Annotated in this window: 14 protein-coding genes and 2 pseudogenes; 8 read left to right on the forward strand and 8 right to left on the reverse strand. The window is 70.9% G+C overall.

What is annotated here, in order from left to right:
• Positions 1-764, forward strand: a pseudogene (locus KUTG_RS03985) (acyl-CoA synthetase); the annotation flags it as partial.
• A 66-nt stretch (positions 765-830) separates the two neighbouring features.
• On the opposite strand, the gene KUTG_RS03990 reads toward KUTG_RS03985, so the two are convergent.
• Positions 831-1,610, reverse strand: coding sequence for an AraC family transcriptional regulator (locus KUTG_RS03990; RefSeq protein WP_043714974.1), 780 nt, complete (start codon positions 1,608-1,610; stop codon positions 831-833).
• 54 nt (positions 1,611-1,664) lie between these two features.
• Between KUTG_RS03990 and KUTG_RS03995 the strand changes: the two genes are divergently transcribed.
• Complete coding sequence (locus tag KUTG_RS03995; RefSeq protein ID WP_052393895.1) at positions 1,665-2,666, forward strand: zinc-binding dehydrogenase; 1,002 nt, start codon at positions 1,665-1,667, stop codon at positions 2,664-2,666.
• A gap of 65 nt (positions 2,667-2,731) precedes the next feature.
• Entirely contained in the window at positions 2,732-4,822 is a 2,091-nt protein-coding gene (locus KUTG_RS04000; RefSeq protein ID WP_084578872.1) for an ATP-binding protein, read from the forward strand.
• Positions 4,823-5,407: 585 nt separating this feature from the next.
• Here the strand turns inward: KUTG_RS04000 and KUTG_RS65925 are convergent.
• A pseudogene (locus KUTG_RS65925) lies at positions 5,408-5,860 on the reverse strand (MBL fold metallo-hydrolase); the annotation flags it as partial.
• A gap of 177 nt (positions 5,861-6,037) precedes the next feature.
• Between KUTG_RS65925 and KUTG_RS04015 the strand changes: the two are divergent.
• Positions 6,038-7,885 carry a glycoside hydrolase family 9 protein gene (locus tag KUTG_RS04015; protein WP_043714980.1) on the forward strand — a complete coding sequence of 616 codons (1,848 nt, stop codon included), beginning with the start codon at positions 6,038-6,040 and terminating at the stop codon, positions 7,883-7,885.
• 37 nt (positions 7,886-7,922) lie between these two features.
• On the opposite strand, the gene KUTG_RS04020 is transcribed toward KUTG_RS04015, so the two are convergent.
• Positions 7,923-9,227, reverse strand: a complete 1,305-nt coding sequence (locus KUTG_RS04020) for an alpha/beta hydrolase (protein ID WP_052396520.1) — start codon at positions 9,225-9,227, stop codon at positions 7,923-7,925.
• 129 nt (positions 9,228-9,356) lie between these two features.
• Here KUTG_RS04020 and phoU point away from each other — a divergent pair, with 129 nt between their 5' ends.
• Positions 9,357-10,004: a phosphate signaling complex protein PhoU gene (phoU, locus tag KUTG_RS04025; protein ID WP_043714982.1), complete on the forward strand. Its 648-nt coding sequence runs from the start codon at positions 9,357-9,359 to the stop codon at positions 10,002-10,004.
• A gap of 4 nt (positions 10,005-10,008) precedes the next feature.
• Here phoU and KUTG_RS52875 read toward each other — a convergent pair whose 3' ends face one another.
• Positions 10,009-10,572: a hypothetical protein gene (locus KUTG_RS52875; RefSeq protein WP_157494318.1), complete on the reverse strand. Its 564-nt coding sequence runs from the start codon at positions 10,570-10,572 to the stop codon at positions 10,009-10,011.
• Positions 10,573-10,703: 131 nt separating this feature from the next.
• Complete coding sequence (locus KUTG_RS04035; protein ID WP_084578874.1) at positions 10,704-11,234, reverse strand: CopD family protein; 531 nt, start codon at positions 11,232-11,234, stop codon at positions 10,704-10,706.
• Between the two features lie 71 nt (positions 11,235-11,305).
• Here KUTG_RS04035 and KUTG_RS57980 point away from each other — a divergent pair, with 71 nt between their 5' ends.
• Positions 11,306-11,470: a hypothetical protein gene (locus tag KUTG_RS57980; protein ID WP_157494319.1), complete on the forward strand. Its 165-nt coding sequence runs from the start codon at positions 11,306-11,308 to the stop codon at positions 11,468-11,470.
• Positions 11,471-11,909: 439 nt separating this feature from the next.
• Here the strand turns inward: KUTG_RS57980 and KUTG_RS04040 are convergent, their stop codons facing one another.
• Genes KUTG_RS04040 through KUTG_RS04050 form a run of 3 tightly spaced genes read right to left on the reverse strand, consistent with a single transcriptional unit; the run spans position 11,910 to position 13,895 of the window.
• Complete coding sequence (locus KUTG_RS04040) at positions 11,910-12,515, reverse strand: SanA/YdcF family protein (protein ID WP_043714986.1); 606 nt, start codon at positions 12,513-12,515, stop codon at positions 11,910-11,912.
• A gap of 3 nt (positions 12,516-12,518) precedes the next feature.
• Positions 12,519-13,133, reverse strand: a complete 615-nt coding sequence (locus tag KUTG_RS04045; protein WP_232240649.1) for an MBL fold metallo-hydrolase — start codon at positions 13,131-13,133, stop codon at positions 12,519-12,521.
• Positions 13,134-13,181: 48 nt separating this feature from the next.
• Complete coding sequence (locus KUTG_RS04050) at positions 13,182-13,895, reverse strand: type 1 glutamine amidotransferase domain-containing protein (RefSeq protein WP_043714988.1); 714 nt, start codon at positions 13,893-13,895, stop codon at positions 13,182-13,184.
• 171 nt (positions 13,896-14,066) lie between these two features.
• Here KUTG_RS04050 and KUTG_RS04055 point away from each other — a divergent pair, with 171 nt between their 5' ends.
• Entirely contained in the window at positions 14,067-14,651 is a 585-nt protein-coding gene (locus KUTG_RS04055; RefSeq protein WP_063753681.1) for a CGNR zinc finger domain-containing protein, read from the forward strand.
• A gap of 303 nt (positions 14,652-14,954) precedes the next feature.
• Complete coding sequence (locus tag KUTG_RS04060; protein WP_043714990.1) at positions 14,955-15,653, forward strand: IclR family transcriptional regulator; 699 nt, start codon at positions 14,955-14,957, stop codon at positions 15,651-15,653.
• Position 15,654: the final 1 nt, after the last annotated feature.

Here is a 15,654-nt window from a genome sequence, read left to right on the forward strand (position 1 = left end):
CGAGGGCGCCGAGGCCGACATCGCCCGCTTCGCCGAGCGGTTCGACTGCCGCGTGGTCGACGGCTTCGGCTCGACCGAGGGCGGCGGGCCATCGCCCGAGACCCCGGCACCCCGCCCGGGGGCTCGGCCGGCTCACCGACGGCACCGTCGTCCTCCACCAGGACACCGGAACCCCTTGCCCACCGGCCGAATTCGGCCCCGACGGCAGTCTGCGCAACCCCGAGCAGGCCATCGGCGAGCTGGTCAACACCGCCGGCTCCGGCTGGTTCGCCGGCTACTACGGCGATCCCGCGGCGACCTCGGACCGGCTGCGCAACGGTTGGTACCACAGCGGCGATCTCGGCTACGTCGACCGGGACGGCTACTGCCACTTCGTCGGCCGCACCGGCGACTGGCTCCGGGTCGACGGCGAGAACCTCGGCACCGCCCCGATCGAGCGGATCATCGCCCGGCACCCCGACGTCGCCGAGGTCGCCGTCTACGGCGTGCCCGACCCCTCGGTCGGCGACCAGGTCGTGGCCGCCCTGGTCCTCCGCCCCGGCGTCGCCTTCGATCCCGGCGCATTCGCCAAGTTCCTCGCCGCGCAGCCCGACCTCGGCCCCAAGCAGCTGCCCCGCTACGTCCGAATCGCCTCTGTCCTGCCCCGAACCGCCACCTACAAGGTCGTGAAGCGCACCCTGTCCGCCCAGGGCCTCGACTTCGCCGGCGACCCGACCTGGCACCGGCCGGATGCTGCCCTGGAGTTCGCCCCGCTGACCCGGTGATGCGCTTGGAAGGGGGCTTTCCTCTACTCGGAGTTTAGGAAAGCCCCTTTCACACACTCAATTTTTTCACTTCAGGTGCCGGTGACGGCCGGGGGTGGTGCCGACGAGCTTGGCGAAGGCGGCGATGAAGTGGCTGGGGTTGGCCCAGCCGCAGGCGTGGGCGACGTGCGTGGTGTCGTGGCCGTCGGCGAGCAGGACGAGGGCGTGGTAGATGCGCAGCTGGGTGCGCCATTCGTAGAAGGTCATGCCGAGTTCGGTGTGGAACAGGCGGCTGAGGGTGCGGCTGCTGGCGCCCATAGACCGCCCCAGCTCGGCCAGCGGGGAGTTGTCCGCCGGGTGTTCGCGCAGCAGACGGGCGACGGCGCGCAGGCGATCGTCGACGGGTTCCGGCAGCTGCAAGGGCTGCTCGGGCGCCTCGTGGAGTTCGTCGACGAGCACCCGACGAAGGCGAACGCGGGCGGCGGGGTCGAGGGGCCGGGCGGCCGGGTCGTAGTTGCGCGGGCCGGTAAGGACGAGCAGGACTTCGCGGGCGAGGCCGGAGGCCGTGAACACGGCGGGATGGTCGGGCACCAGCCGGGCGAGAGACGGTGGCAGGAACACGATCCGCATGTCGGTGTCGCCGTGCGCGCGGTGGTGGTGCTCGCACCCGGCCGGGGTCCACGCGACCCGGTTCGCGGGAACGATCGAGGTGCCCCACGAGGTGCGCACCGACAACACACCACGGGCCGCGTACACCAGGTGTCCCTGGGCATGGGACTGAACCGGGCTCGCTCCCCCGGACGGCCAGGAATGTGCCCCTCCGGAGGGCCAGACGTGCGACGCCGCGATTTGGCGGCCGATGGGCATAGCTTGGCATTATATCGGTGGCCGGCCAGCCCAGTCCGAGACGACAGTGCAGGCATGGGTACGACGATGCGTGCGGTGGTCTGTGTCCGGGCCGGTGGCCCGGAGGTGTTGGAGGTCCAGCGGGTGCCGGTGCCGGCGGTCCGGGAGGGCTGGAGCCTGGTCCGGGTGCGCGGCGCGGGCCTGAACCGGTCCGAGCTGAGGACACGCCAGGGGCATTCGCCGAACGTCGTGTTCCCGCGCGTGCTGGGCATCGAGTGCGTGGGAACCGTTGCGGCGTCTACCGACCCGCGCCTGCCGGAGGGAACCGCCGTCGCGGCGGTGATGGGCGAGATGGGTCGGGCCTTCGACGGCGGCTACGCGGAGTACGCGTTGTTGCCCAACGACCTCCTGATGCCGGTCACGACGACGTTGCCGTGGGACGTCCTGGCCGCGTTGCCCGAGACCTATCTGACCGCACGGGGCGCACTGGATGCGTTGGGGGCCACGGCCGGTCGGCTACTGATCCGCGGCGGCACCTCGTCTGTGGGCATGGCGGCCGCGTCCATCGCCGCCGGTCACGGCCTCGAAATCGCCGCCACCACCCGCCGTTCGGACAAGATCGCCGCGCTGACCGGCGCCGGCGTCCACCACGCACTCCTCGACACCGACGCAGTGCGCTCGATCTGGCCCGAAGGCCCGGACTACGTCCTGGATCTGATCGGGGCGGACACGGCGGTCGATTCGCTGCACCTGGTCCGTCGCGGCGGGACGGTGTGCGTGGCGGGATCGCTCAGTGGCTGGCTGATCCCGAACCTCGAACCGATCGCCATGATCCCGTCCGGCACCAAACTCACCGCCTTCCACAGCGACAACCTCCGCGGCAGCGCGGGCACCGCCGTGTTGCAGCGAGTGATCCACGAGGTCGAGGCCGGCGCCTATCGCCCCAACATCGACCGCGTCGTCGCCCTGGACAGCATCGTCTCGGCCCACCGGCACATGGAGGACAACGCCGCCGCCGGCAAACTCGTGCTGGTGCCCTGGTCCCGCAAATCCGGGCTCGGCCACCTGTTCGCGTGAATCGCATAGGCAAGGCCAATTCCCTTGGCTAGCGTCGGATGCGGCGCACGACAGGGGTCGAGGCGATGACGGACACAAACCGACACACCAGCAACACGGTCAACACCAACACGGTCAACGGCTTGATCGTGCAGGGCGGGCTGGTCACCGGCGACATCCACCAGCACCTGCCCGCACCGCGGCCACCGACACCCCCGCCGTGCCAACTGCTTTCGGCGCCGGCGGGGTTCGTCGGGCGTGACGACAAGCTGGCCGCGCTTGACGCCTGCACCACCGCGGTGATCTCCGCGATCGGCGGCGCCGGCGGGATCGGCAAGACCTGGCTCGCACTCACCTGGGCCAACCGGAACCTGGGCCGATTTCCCGATGGGCAGCTCTCGGCCGACCTGCGCGGCTTCGGCCCCGCCGCGCCCCGGCATCCGGCCGACGTGCTGGCCGACTTCCTCGCCGCCCTCGGCGTCGACCGCGATCACCAGCCCACCGACCTCGACGCCCGGATCGCGCTCTACCGCACCCACACCGCCGGCCGGCGCCTGCTGATCCTGTTGGACAACGCCGCCACCGCCGACCAGGTCGAGCCCTTGCTGCCCGGTGGCACCACGTGCACCGTCCTGATCACCAGCCGCCACCGCCTGCCGTCCTTGCTCGCCCGCCACGGCGCCCACCCCGTGCACGTCGACGTGCTCACCGACGCCGAGGCGCGCACCCTGTTGGAAGCCGCCCTCGGCCACAGCGCGGAGCGGGCCGTCACCGAGTTGATCGCCCTGTGCAAGGGTTTCCCGCTCGCGCTGGGCCTGATCGCCGCCCGCATCCGCAGCGAACCGACCCTGATCGACGACCTTGTTGCCGACCTGGGCGCCCTCGGTCTGGCCGCCCTGGATTCCGACGACCCCGCCGCCAGCCTGCCCACCGTCCTGTCCTGGTCCCTGCGCCGTCTCACCGAGCAGCATCGCACCGTGTTTGGCCTGCTGGGCATCGCCCCCGGCCCCGACATCGCCCTGCCGGCCGTGGTCTCGTTGACCTGGCTGTCACATTCCCTTGCCCGCCAAGCACTTTCGGCATTGGAGGAGGCGTCCCTCCTCGAACGCCGCCCCGGCGGCCGGTACGTGATGCACGACCTGATCCGCGACTACGCTGCCAGCACAGTCCTGTCCGAGGACGTACGCGAGGCGGCTCTGGTGCGGGTGACGGACTTCTACCTGCACACCGCCTTCGCCGCGGACCGCCTGCTGGAATCTCACACCACCTTCGTGCCTCCCGACCCGCCGGCAGCAGGGGTTCACCCGTTTCCGCTGCCCGATTTCGCGGCCGCACTGCACTGGATGGAGGCCGAACACGCCGCCCTCTTGGCCACCCAGCGCGCCGCCCTCGCCATCGGACGTCACCACGTCGTTCCCCACCTCGCCTGGATCCTGAGTACCTTCCACCACATGCGGGGGAACTTCCGCGACGCGTTCACCGCATGGCAGGCCGCACTCGACGCCGCCGCCCACCTGCCCGATCCCTCGATCCGAGGCCGTGCCCACCGCAACCTCGGCCGCGCCTGCACCCATCTGGGCCGCCACGAGGAAGCCATCGAACACCTGGACCAGGCCCTCGGCGTGGCCGCGGACCACCACGACGCCACTCAGCAGGCATTCACCCACCAGGCGCTCGCACTCGCCTGGGCGGGTCGGGGGAACGACCGGAGGGCGTTGGAGCATGCCCGCCACGCGCTCGACCTCTGCCGCGATCTCGAACTGCCGCTGTGGGAGGCCACCTCGCTCAACATGATGGGCTGGTACTCCGCACGTCTTGGTGAGTTCGGCGCCGCCCGCGACCTCTGTCTGGCCGCCCTCGACCTGTACCGACGGCACGACCACCCGGGCGGCAAGGCCGACACCTTGGACAGCCTGGGGTACATCGCCCACCACAGCGGCGACCACCGGCAGGCTCTCGACCACTACCACCAGGCCCTCCTCGTGCGCCGCCCGACCGGCGACGCCTACGAGGTCGCGAACACCCTCGACAGCATCGGCCGCCCGTACGCCGCTTCCGGGCAACAAGGGCGGGCCCGGGCGGTGTGGCTCGAAGCGCTGGACCTGTACCGGCAGCAGGGGCGCACCGCCGACGCCGAGCGCGTTCAACGACAGCTGGACGAGCTCAGGCCGCCGTGAGGTGGTAGGTCGTGCCGCTGCTGCTCGGCACCCAGGCGTCGGCAGGGCACCGGCCAGGGCGTGCTGGGCGCGCCAACCGGTGCAGTGGCCGGGGACGAGCAGGTCGGGGGCGAGGTCGGTGAACGCGGCGACGGTCGGCGAGATGATCGGCTCGAACGCCGGACCGCTCAGGTGCAGGCCGCCGAGCAGCGCGTGCAGCTGGTTCACGCCGGTGAGCCGCATGGCCTGCCGCACGATGTTGACCGCGCCGGCGTGGCCGCAGCCGGTGAGCACCACCAGGCCCCGACCGCGCACGTTGACGACCAGCGCCTGGTCGTCGAGGACCAGCGGGTCGTGCTGCCAGTCGGATCCGGTCCACGCCTGGTGGGCCGGCGGCATGCCGCGTTCGAACTCCGTGGTCCGGTCGATCTCGCCGGTGATCAGCACCCGGCCGTCCAGCAGCAGCGACGGTTTCCGCCGCTCGATGACCTCGTAGCCCTCGCCGGCCAGTGCCTGGGCCGACAGCGTCGGGAGCTCCATCGGCTCCCGACCAGGCACGGCCAACCTCCGCCGGGTCCAGATCAGCGGGTGCACCACCATCGGCAGGGCCCGCACGCCCTTCCGTCCGGCCAGCCCGGCCAGCCCGCCCGCGTGGTCGAAATGCCCGTGGCTCAGCACCACGCTGTGCAGCTCGCCCAGCTTCACGTCGAGCCGCTCCGCGTTGCGCACCATCGCGTCCGGCGACTGGCCGGTGTCGAACAGGACGCTCGTGCTGCGCCCGCCCGCATGCACGGTGACCAGCGCCGAGAACCCGTGTTCGGCCACGAGCCCGGCCACCGTCGCGCCGTCCTCGAACTGCGCCGCCGGCACCCTCCCCGCCATGCTCGGCCGCCGCACCCGATCGCTTCCCGGCAGCAGCGCGTCGTAGACGTTGTCGACCAGCGTCGTGATCTCCACCGCGTCCACCGGCTCAAGCCCGATCGGGTCCACCGCCGTCCCGTCGGCCGAACGGGGCATCGCGGCCAGGGCTTCAGCGGCACTACCAGGCTCGTCGCACATGCCCGTGAGCCTAGAACCCACTCCCCCCGGCCGCCTGTGCGCACTTGCCCTGCACGGATGGCCGAGCGGAACTCGGCACGGTTGACCGGTCCCTCGGCGGTCCGTACTTTCTACCAATAATTAGGAAACTTTCTTAACTGTGGGCCACGCCGCCGGCCCCCGTACCGGAGGAAACCCATGCATGTTGTGACAGCAGCGATAGCGGCGCTGACCGCGGTCGCGTCGGCGCTGAGCCCGGCCGTGCCCGCGGCGACCACGGCGCAGATCAGGGTGGACCAGGTCGGCTACGTGACCGGCGAGGCCAAGGCCGCCTACCTGATGGGCACGACCGCGAACGCCGGAGCGGCGTTCACGGTGGTCGACGCGGCGGGCAAGTCGGTGCTGACCGGCAAGGTCGGCGCCAGCACCGGAAAGTGGAGCACGGCCTACAGCGCGGTGTACCCGATCAACCTCACGGCGCTGAAGACCAAGGGCACCTATCAGATCAAGGTCGGCGGCACGACGTCGCCGACGTTCAAGGTGGACAGCGCCAACGCCCTGTTCTCCCCGCTGGCCGACGACACGGTGACGTTCTTCCAGATGCAGCGGGACGGCCAGGACGTGATCCCCGGGACCATGGACCGCAAGCCCAGCCACCTCACCGACAAAACGGCGTCGGTCTACGAGATCCCGACGTTCAACGACGAGACGATCACCAGCAACATGACCGGGACGGGCGTCACGGTCGACGCCTCGGGCGGCTGGTTCGACGCCGGCGACTTCCTGAAGTTCACCGCCACGACCTCGTACACGGTGAGCAACCTCCTGCTGTCGCAACGGGCTCACCCGACCGCCGCACTGGGCGCGGAGGCGCAGTTCGGGCTGGACTACCTGAACAAGATGTGGGACCCCAGGACCGGCGTGCTGTACGCGCAGGTCGGCATCGGGGTCGGCGACGGCAAGGACTTCGTCGGCGACCATGAGGTGTGGCGGCTGCCGGAGGCCGACGACGCGCTGAACCCGAAGCCGGGCGACAGGGACTACTTCATCAAGTACCGCCCGGTGTTCGCGGCCAACAAGCCCGGCGCGAAGATCAGCCCCAACCTGGCCGGCCGGATGGCCGCCTCGTTCGCGCTGGCCGCGCAGAACCTGGCCACCACGGACAAGGCGAAGGCCAGGCAGTACCTGTCCTCGGCGGCGGCGATCTACGCGCTGGCCGACACGGCCGGCGGCAGCGTCGTCTCCGTATTCCCGCACGAGTACTACCCGGAATCGTCCTATTTGGACGACCTCGAGCTGGGCGCCACTGAAATGTCCCTGGCGGCCAAGGCATTGGGCGACAACCGTGCCAATGGTTGGGCGACCGACGCCGGCAAGTACGCCAAGGCCTACATCGCCAGCGGCAACCACGACTCGCTCAACCTGTACGACACCAGCGCGCTGGGCCACGCCGATCTCGTGAAGCTGTTGCGCCAGAACAACTCTCCCAAGCTCGCCGTCACCGAGGCGCAGCTGACCGGCGACCTCGCCCGCCAGCTGAAGGCCGCCGCCGCGGAGGCGGCCAAGAGCCCGTTCCGCACCGGCGCGCCGATCGTGGACGGGGACGGGGCCACGCACACCTTCGGCCTGATGACCACCGCCCTGCTGTACGGGCAGCTGACCGGCAAGCACGACTACGACGCCTTCGCCACCCAGCAGCGCGACTACATCCTCGGCTCCAACGCGTGGGGGATCTCGATGCTGATCGGCTCGGGCAACTTCCCGAAGTGCGTGCACAACCAGGTGGCCAACCTGGCCGGCAGCCTCACCGGCAGCGGCAGGATCGCGGTCGGCGGCGTGGCCAACGGCCCGATCGACGCCCACCAGTTCGACACCATCGACCCGCTGCCCGACGGCTACCGCGCGTGCAGCGACCCCTCGTACAAGACGTACGACAACACCTCGATCCGCTACCTGGACAACATCCTCACCTGGGCGACCAACGAGCCCGCCGACGACTACACCTCGACCGGCACGCTCGCCCTGAGCCTGGCCGCGGCCGGCTGACGCCACGGGGCCGCCCGGTTCGCGCGACCGGGCGGCCTCAGCCGGTCAGCTCCGTTTTCGTGGCCAGCCAAGGCAAAGCCCGCTGGAACGCCGGCCGCCACGCCTTCCAGCTGTGGCCGCCGTCCACTTCCTCGTACCGCACGTCCATGCCGGCCGCCCGACAGGCTTCGGACACCGTGCGCTGCTGCGGCCGATAGGTCTCGTCCTGACGGCCGACCGCGACAAAACCAGCGCTGCCTGGGAACTTCGCAGCGGCCAGGATGTCCAACGGGTTGACCCGGGCGAACGCCGCCTGGTCGCCGCCGAACGCCGCGGCCACGGTCTGCTCATGCCCGCCCAGCGTCGGCTCACGTTGACCGGACAGGTCCACGAAGCTCCGGTACACCTCGGGCGCCCGCACCGCCAGTTGCAGCGAACACGTGCCGCCCAAGGAGAATCCGCCGACCGCCCATCGCCGGTGATCGTCCGTCACGGCCAGCGAACGCTGGATCCACGCCGGCACATCCTTGGCCAGATACGTCTCCACCTGCCCTAATCGCGAGTCCAGGCACAGCGGATTGGCCGCGTACGAGCCGAGGATGTCGGGCATGACCACCACCGGCGCCAGGCCCTGGTGAGCCCGGGCGAAGTCGTCCAGCATGTCCGCGAGGTGGCCGCCGTCCAACCAGTCACGGGTGGTGCCGGGCTGGCCGGACAGCAGCACCAGCACCGGTAACTCGGCCCTCGGCGACACCAGGTAGGCCGGCGGCAGGTACAGCCACGCCGACCGCGGACCGAATCCGCCGGAGGACGGGATCTCCACCGTCGACACCGCTCCCCGGTCGGGCATGCCGACCGGCGCATGCCACACGTCAGCCAGCGGCTTCCCCCGCCCCGACCGCACGAGCCAGCCGTCTTTTCCCCGCACCGAAGCGAAATCGGCCTGCGGCGACACCAGCGGCCCCAACACGGCGCGCAAAGTCGTGTACTGGTCGAAGAATTCGTTGACCTTGGCCGCCCCTATCACCACCGACAGCACCATGCCGAACGCCAGCAGCACCCGCCCCGTCCAGCGCGCCGAGCCCACCCGGGCCACCGCCAGCGCCACGGTCAGCACCGTCAGCCCGACCCAGCCGTACAGGCTCCACGGCAGCCGGTCCGGGAACGGCGCCGCCACGTCCTCGATCACCCACCGCAGTCCCATGGTCACCGCCACCGCGACCGCCACACAGATCGGCACCGCCCGCGTCCACCACCGCGCCCGGCGGGTCCACGACAAGACGATCACCAACAGCGCCGAGACCACCGTGAGCGCGACCGGGATCGGCCCCTCGACCAACGACCATTCCAACGGCGAACTCACGAACACCCCGCCTCCCACCCTCACCCCAAGGACGCGCGAGAACACCTTGCGGTTGACCGTGAAATCGGAGTGAGGCTCACACTCGCCCACGATGCACGGGGTCGGGCGGGCAGGCTCTAGGATCGGACGATGCGCGAGAACTTCCACGCCGAACTGCAGAACCTGGACCTCCAGCTCGCCGCGATGTGCCAGCGGGCCGGCATCGCGATGCGTGACGCCACGGAGGCGCTGCTCCGGGTGGACCTGGGCAAGGCCGAGGGCGTCATCGGCGCGGACGAGGCGCTGGACGACGCGCGGACCGAGCTGGAGGCCCGCGCGTATGCCCTGCTGGCGCTGCAGGCTCCGGTGGCGACCGACCTGCGGGTGGTGCTGGCCAGCATCCGAGTGGCCGAACGCCTGGAGCGAATGGGCGATCTCGCCCGGCACATCGCGCAGGCGGCCCGCCGCCGGCACCCGAATCCGGCGGTCCCGGAGCCGCTGCGGGCCACCTTCGCCGACATGGGCGCGATCGCCGCGGAGATGGCCGACATCGCCGAAGGCGTGATTCGCCGCCACACGAGCGGACCGTCGCTGCACGAGCTGGAGGACCGCATGGACACCCTGCACCGCAGCGTGTTCGCGGCGACGATGGGCGACGACTGGTCGTACGGCGTGATGCCCGCGGTGGACGCCACGCTGCTGGCCCGGTTCTATGAGCGCTACGCCGACCACGCAATGTCGATCGCCCGCCGCGTGGCCTTCGTGCCCCCGGGAACCGCCTGGGCCAGCACGGAATGACGGCTCAGTTCGAGCCGACGCGCGTGCCGGTGCAGACGTTCCAGTAGTTGTTCGGATCGAATTTGCCGCCCTCGCTCGGGAAATACCATTCGACGGCCTGGTACATGAGCTTGCCGTGGCACATTCCGAGATTGAACGCCTGCACCGTCGCCGTCCGGGAAACGCCGTGCGCCAGATCGGGGGCGTCCGGGGCGACGTAGAAGGCCGTCCCGGTGGCGACGGCGGTGGCGGCGCCCCACGACTGCCACTTCACGCCGTCGACGACGCCGGTCCCGTCCCCGCCGTTGTCGATGACGGCCGGCCGCACCGTGCCGTAGCCCTTCTGCGAGGTGTTCCACGGCTGGCCCAGGGTCGGCGCCGGCTGGGAAGCCTGCGCCGACGTGGCCGTGCTCGTAGTGGGAGCGGGTGCGGTGGTCGTGGTCGTCGTGGTGCTGGTCGACGTGGCGGTGCTGGTGGTCGTGGCCGGTGCGGACACCTTCGCCGGCGTGGAGTCGCACGCGGTGGCGGCCAGTCCGACCAGCGCGACTCCGGCGCCGATACCGGCCAGCAGGCGAACGCGTTTGGGCATGGCGGTGCTCATCACGGAATTCCCCCGAAGAATTGTGGAAACGAGCGGATCTCGTTCACACATACAGGGACGCGCACACCGCCGACAGGTTCGCCATTCCACTGCCGGTTATCGTTTCGTGACCACTGCGGTCACGCCGCCACGGGCTCGACGGCCCGCCGGGCCAACATGGTCGACACGCGGTAGCTGGCGTACAGCGACGCCACCAGCATGACGACCAGCACCGTGCCGAGGGCGAGCACACCGCCGTCCACGGCCGGCGCGGGCGGGCCGCCAGCCTGGGTCCGGGCCGAGCCGGACAGGAACGGCACTATGGTCAGCACGGCCAGGCCCAGCACCGTCTCCACCGCCACGACCTTCGGGAAATGCTTGAGCGTCAAGGCAAATCCCCGACCGAGGTCGCCCTCCGCGTGGGCCCGGGCGATACGTGGGGTGAGGGCGAGCTGGTTGTAGGCGCCGGCCGCGACCATGGCGGCGACGATGATCAGCTTCACCAGCAGGAACCGGCCGTAGGTGGTGGTGAAGAGCTGGCAACGGCGCCGACGTGCCGCCAGGCCAGCCAGACCCCGGAGGCGACCACCGCGCCGACCGAGACCAGGGCGACGGAGCTGAACCGCTGCCACATGCGGGCCAGGCCAGGCCGGCCCGTTCGCCGAGACCACGGCCGCGACCCACGATGACCAGCCCGAACAGGCCGCCGAGCCAGGCGCACGCGCCGAGGATGTGGAGCTGGGTGAGCCAGGAGTTCAGCTGCGTGTCGACGGTCTGGTTGCGCCAGGTCGTCGGCAGCGCCAGCACGACCGTGCCGAGCACGGCCAGCGGCAGCGCGACAGCGGTGGCCAGAACCGGACTGTCGCGGACGAAAAGGACGATCAGCGCGAGCGCCGCCAGCACGTAACAGACGTTCTGGACCAGGGTGAGCGTGCCCGACGACACCCACGCGCCATGCGGGGCGGGGAGGTTGAGGAAGGCCCAGATCCGGCCCGGTTCCAACGCCTGCCCGAAGGTGACGCCCTTGACGCCTCTGGCCACCCGGCCGGCCAGCTGGAGGTAGCCCGCGACCAGCAGGCCCGGGCCACACCAGGCGAGTAACCGCACGGCTCTCCGATGCATCGAGCGTCGATCGGCATCGTCCACATCGGAGCTCAGGACCGGGCGGATCACCGCCAGGTACACCACCGCGCCGCCGATCACCGCCGCGAGCGCGGCGAAGTAGGCGACCTCGCTGAACACCCGCCACCAGGCCGGAATCGCCGCCTCGGTCGGCGCCGCCGCCATCGGAAGAAGAGTCACAAGGCCGTTAGGTTAGGCTTAGCTAACCCTGAACGCAAGATGGGTCAGTCGGCGGTTCGAGGCCAGATCGTGTCGCCGAGGGCACGGACCGTGGCGAACCACTCCCTGACCTCGTTCACGAACAGGAGGAGGGCGCCGCAGTCGCAGTCGGCGGCCACTCCCTCGGCATCCATGCCCAGGCCGCGGCACAGCGAGACCGCCCGCGGCAGGTGGTAGGCCTGCGTCACGAGCAGCGCCCGCCGGATGTCGAACACCCGCACGGCCCGCGCGCAGGTGTCGTACGTGTCCAGGCCGTAGGGGTCGACGACGATCTTGGCCGCGGGCACGCCCCGGGCGACGAGGTAGGAGGTCATTTCCTTGGTCTCGTCGCCGGAACTGCCGGCGGCGTTGCCGGAGACCAGCACCGACTTCGCCTTGCCGGCATTCACCAGCTCGACCGTCGCGTCAAGCCGGCCGGCGAGGAACGGGGTGTGGACCTGGGCACCGAACACGATCACCACTGGCGCGGGCGGGGCGTCGGCCAGGTCGTGACGATGCCCGACCGAGGCGGAGTACGCCCAGATCACACTCGCGCTCGTGAGCAGCACGGCCAGCACGACGGCGACCAGCCCGGCGCCGAGCACGCGCCGGACCCAGCGACGGCGGAACATGCGTCAGTCGGTCGCGTCCAGGAGGGCGCGTTCCCGGCCGATGGTGGTGTCGTCGCCGTGTCCGGTGTGGACGATCGTGTCGTCCGGCAGCGCGAAAAGCCTTGCGCGGATGGACGATTCGAGCATCGGGCGATCACTGAACGAGCGCCCGGTGGCGCCGGGGCCGCCGTTGAAGAGCGTGTCGCCCGTGAAGACGCAGCCGAGCGCGGGCACGTAGAGGCAGACCGCGCCGGGAGCATGACCCGGCGTGTGCAGGACTTGCAGCGAAGTGCCGGCCACGTCGACGGTCTGGCCGTCGATCAGGTCCGTGTCCCAGCGGGACTCCGTGTGCGTGAGCTCCCACAGCGGCCGATCGTCGGGATGCAGCAGGATCGGCGCCGAGACCCGGTCGCGCAGGGCAGGCGCGACCCGCACGTGATCGTCGTGGGCATGCGTGCACACGATGGCCTTGACGGTCCGCTCCCCCACCACCGCCAGGATGTCGTCGACGGAGTGCGGGGCGTCGATGACAACGCATTCGGTGTCGTCGCCGACGACCCAGATGTTGTTGTCGACGTCGAACGTCCCGCCGTCGAGGCTGAACGTGCCGCTGGTGACTGCATGGTCAACACGAATCACCCGACGAGCATAGGGCAGCGCGTGGTCCGCGCTGCCCGTCGACATCGCTCAGGCGCGCTCGGCCAGCGCCTTCAGGACCGCCTCCGCCGCCTCGCCGCCCGAGGCCGGGTTCTGGCCTGTGATCAGGTTGCCGTCGACCACCACGTAGGACCCCCAGGCCGGGCCCGCCGAGTAGTCGGCGCCGGCGCCGCGCAGGCGCTCTTCCAGCAGCCACGGGGCGTTGGCGGCCAGGCCCACCTGCGTCTCCTCGTCGTCGGTGAACGCCGTCAGCTTGCGGCCCTTGAACAGCCAGCTGCCGTCGGGCGCTCCGGCCGCGAAGAACGAGGCCGGGCCGTGGCACAGCGAGGCCACCACCTTGGTCTGGTCGGGCAGCAGCGCCGCCAGCACGCGGGCCACGTCCGCGTTGACCGCCAGGTCCTGCATCGGGCCGTGGCCGCCGGGGATCAGCACCCCGTCGAAGTCGGCCGGGTCCATGTCCTCCAGCCTCGCCGGCTCCTGCAGCAGGTCGCGGTGAGCCTCCACGTAGGCCCGCATCTCGTCCGCGTGCGCCTGGTTGCCGTTGTTGGCCTCCGCGCTCAGGCTCAGCTCGTCGGCCCGGGCCGGCCGGCCGCCCGGCGTCGCGATGGTCAGCTGCACGCCGGCAGCGGACAGGATCCGGTGCGGCACAGCGAACTCCTCCGCCCAGAAGCCGGTGGGCCGCTGGCTGCCGTCCTTCTGGCTCCAGACCGTCGCGGACGTGAGGATCACCAGCAGCTTGCTCATGTTCTTGTCTCCCTGAACTGTCCCCGCGCTGGACCGCGCGGCTCGTGACCCGTCATACGCTACTCGCACACGGTCATCACATAGCAAGCCTGTTGGCCCTCTTGTGACATTCGTAACCAGTTAGCTCATGACACCCACGTCCACTAGACTCGGCTCCAGGAGGTGTTGGCCGTGAAGGTGACTTTGGGTCCGCCGCGCGCCGGGGCGGAGTGCGTCAGCTCGGATCTGCTGATGGCGTTCGTCAATTCGCGCCCGCACCACAAGCAGCCCACCGAGCTGCTGGCCGACGGTCCCGCCGTCGCGGCCTGGTTTGCGGCCGCCGGCGCCGGCGAGTCGTCCGACGCCACCGACGCCGATGCCGCCACCGCCCGTGAACTTCGCGACGCGCTGCTCAGCATCCTTCGTGCTCACGTCGGCTGCGACGAGGGCCTGTCGATGGTGTCCGAGGCCGAGGCCCACCTCCAGCGGGCCGCGCTCCGTTTTCCCGTGACCACCGTCGTCACCGCCGACGGCTGCGAGCTGCACCCCACCGGCACCGGCGTCGACCGCTCTTTCGCCTATCTCCTCAGCGCCGTCGCCGACCTCGCCTCCCGTGGCGCCTGGGCCCGCGTCAAGGTGTGCAAGAACGACACCTGCTACACCGCCTTCTTCGACAAGACCCGCAACTCCTCCGCGCTGTACTGCAGCACGTCGTGCAGCGGCCAGATGGCCACCCGCGCCTACCGCGAGCGCAAGAAGGAGTGCTCGATCCGCTGACCGCGCCGTCCAGTTCTCGTCAGCCGGACGCCCGCTCCTCGACCGGGCGTGGCCCGTCGACCAGCTCGTCCGCGACGCCGAGCCCTGGCGACTGACTCCCACGCGGTGCAGTTCTCGTCGGGCGCGGCCAGCTTCTGGTGGCCGCCCTGGACGAGTGGCGTTAGCGGCAAAGCCCGTGCTCAGCTGCGCGATGGGGTGCCCAAAGGCGCGGTACGGCTCCGGGCGGCGCCGGCGACGGCGTCGGTGCCGGATGCTCGGGGGAATGCGGACTCCACGACGAGCGGCGGTCGGCGGTCACGGCCGATGAGCGGGGCACACGCGGACGACGGGGGACGCGGGGTGCTGGACGGCGCGTTCCGGTTGCTGGACCGACTGTGCGAGGTCGGCGACGCCGGCCTCACGGCCTTGGCGGCAGGCAGCGGACTGCCGAAGGCGACGGCGCATCGGCTGCTGGATCAGCTGGTGCGGCTGGGGGCGGTCGAACGGGCCGACACCAGGTACCGCGTCGGTCCGAGGTTGTTCCAGCTGGGCCAGGCGTGGGAGCCGCATCCCGGACTACGCAGCACGGCGACGCAGCCCCTTCACGAGCTGGCCCGGGCGACCGGGGCCTCGGTGGGTCTGTGCGTGCTGCGGGCCGGCCGGGCCCTGGTGGTGTCGGGCGTGCCGGGCGAGATCGACGAGCTGGTGCCCCTGCGTGCGGGCGCCACCTGGGGCTTCCCGACCGCGGTCGGCAAGGCGCTGGCCGCGGGCTTGGCCCCGCTTGCCCTGGAATCCGCGTCCTGGCAACGAGAAGCGGCCCTGATCAGGGACCGGGGAATCGCCCTCGACCACGAGCAGGCGGTGCCCGGCGTCGCCTGCGCCGCCGTGCCGATACGAGCGCGGGACGGCCGTTCGGTGGCGGCGGTGTGCGCCATGATCGAGGCCTCCCCGCGACTGCCCCGCATCGCCGAGGTGCTCCGCCGGGTCGGCCGCGCCATCAGCGCCGGCCTCGAACCCGGCTGAC

The sequence above is a fragment of the Kutzneria sp. 744 genome, assembly GCF_000568255.1.
In the GTDB taxonomy this organism is placed as follows: Bacteria; Actinomycetota; Actinomycetes; order Mycobacteriales; family Pseudonocardiaceae; genus Kutzneria.

What these genes read in the sequence shown, in the direction of transcription:
- KUTG_RS03990 (WP_043714974.1), bottom strand. Translation starts at nt 1,610, where the DNA reads ATGCCCATCGGCCGCCAAATCGCGGCGTCGCACGTCTGGCCCTCCGGA.
- KUTG_RS03995 (WP_052393895.1), top strand. Translation starts at nt 1,665, where the DNA reads ATGGGTACGACGATGCGTGCGGTGGTCTGTGTCCGGGCCGGTGGCCCG.
- KUTG_RS04000 (WP_084578872.1), top strand. Translation starts at nt 2,732, where the DNA reads ATGACGGACACAAACCGACACACCAGCAACACGGTCAACACCAACACG.
- KUTG_RS04015 (WP_043714980.1), top strand. Translation starts at nt 6,038, where the DNA reads ATGCATGTTGTGACAGCAGCGATAGCGGCGCTGACCGCGGTCGCGTCG.
- phoU (WP_043714982.1), top strand. Translation starts at nt 9,357, where the DNA reads ATGCGCGAGAACTTCCACGCCGAACTGCAGAACCTGGACCTCCAGCTC.
- KUTG_RS52875 (WP_157494318.1), bottom strand. Translation starts at nt 10,572, where the DNA reads ATGCCCAAACGCGTTCGCCTGCTGGCCGGTATCGGCGCCGGAGTCGCG.
- KUTG_RS04040 (WP_043714986.1), bottom strand. Translation starts at nt 12,515, where the DNA reads ATGTTCCGCCGTCGCTGGGTCCGGCGCGTGCTCGGCGCCGGGCTGGTC.
- KUTG_RS04050 (WP_043714988.1), bottom strand. Translation starts at nt 13,895, where the DNA reads ATGAGCAAGCTGCTGGTGATCCTCACGTCCGCGACGGTCTGGAGCCAG.
- KUTG_RS04060 (WP_043714990.1), top strand. Translation starts at nt 14,955, where the DNA reads ATGAGCGGGGCACACGCGGACGACGGGGGACGCGGGGTGCTGGACGGC.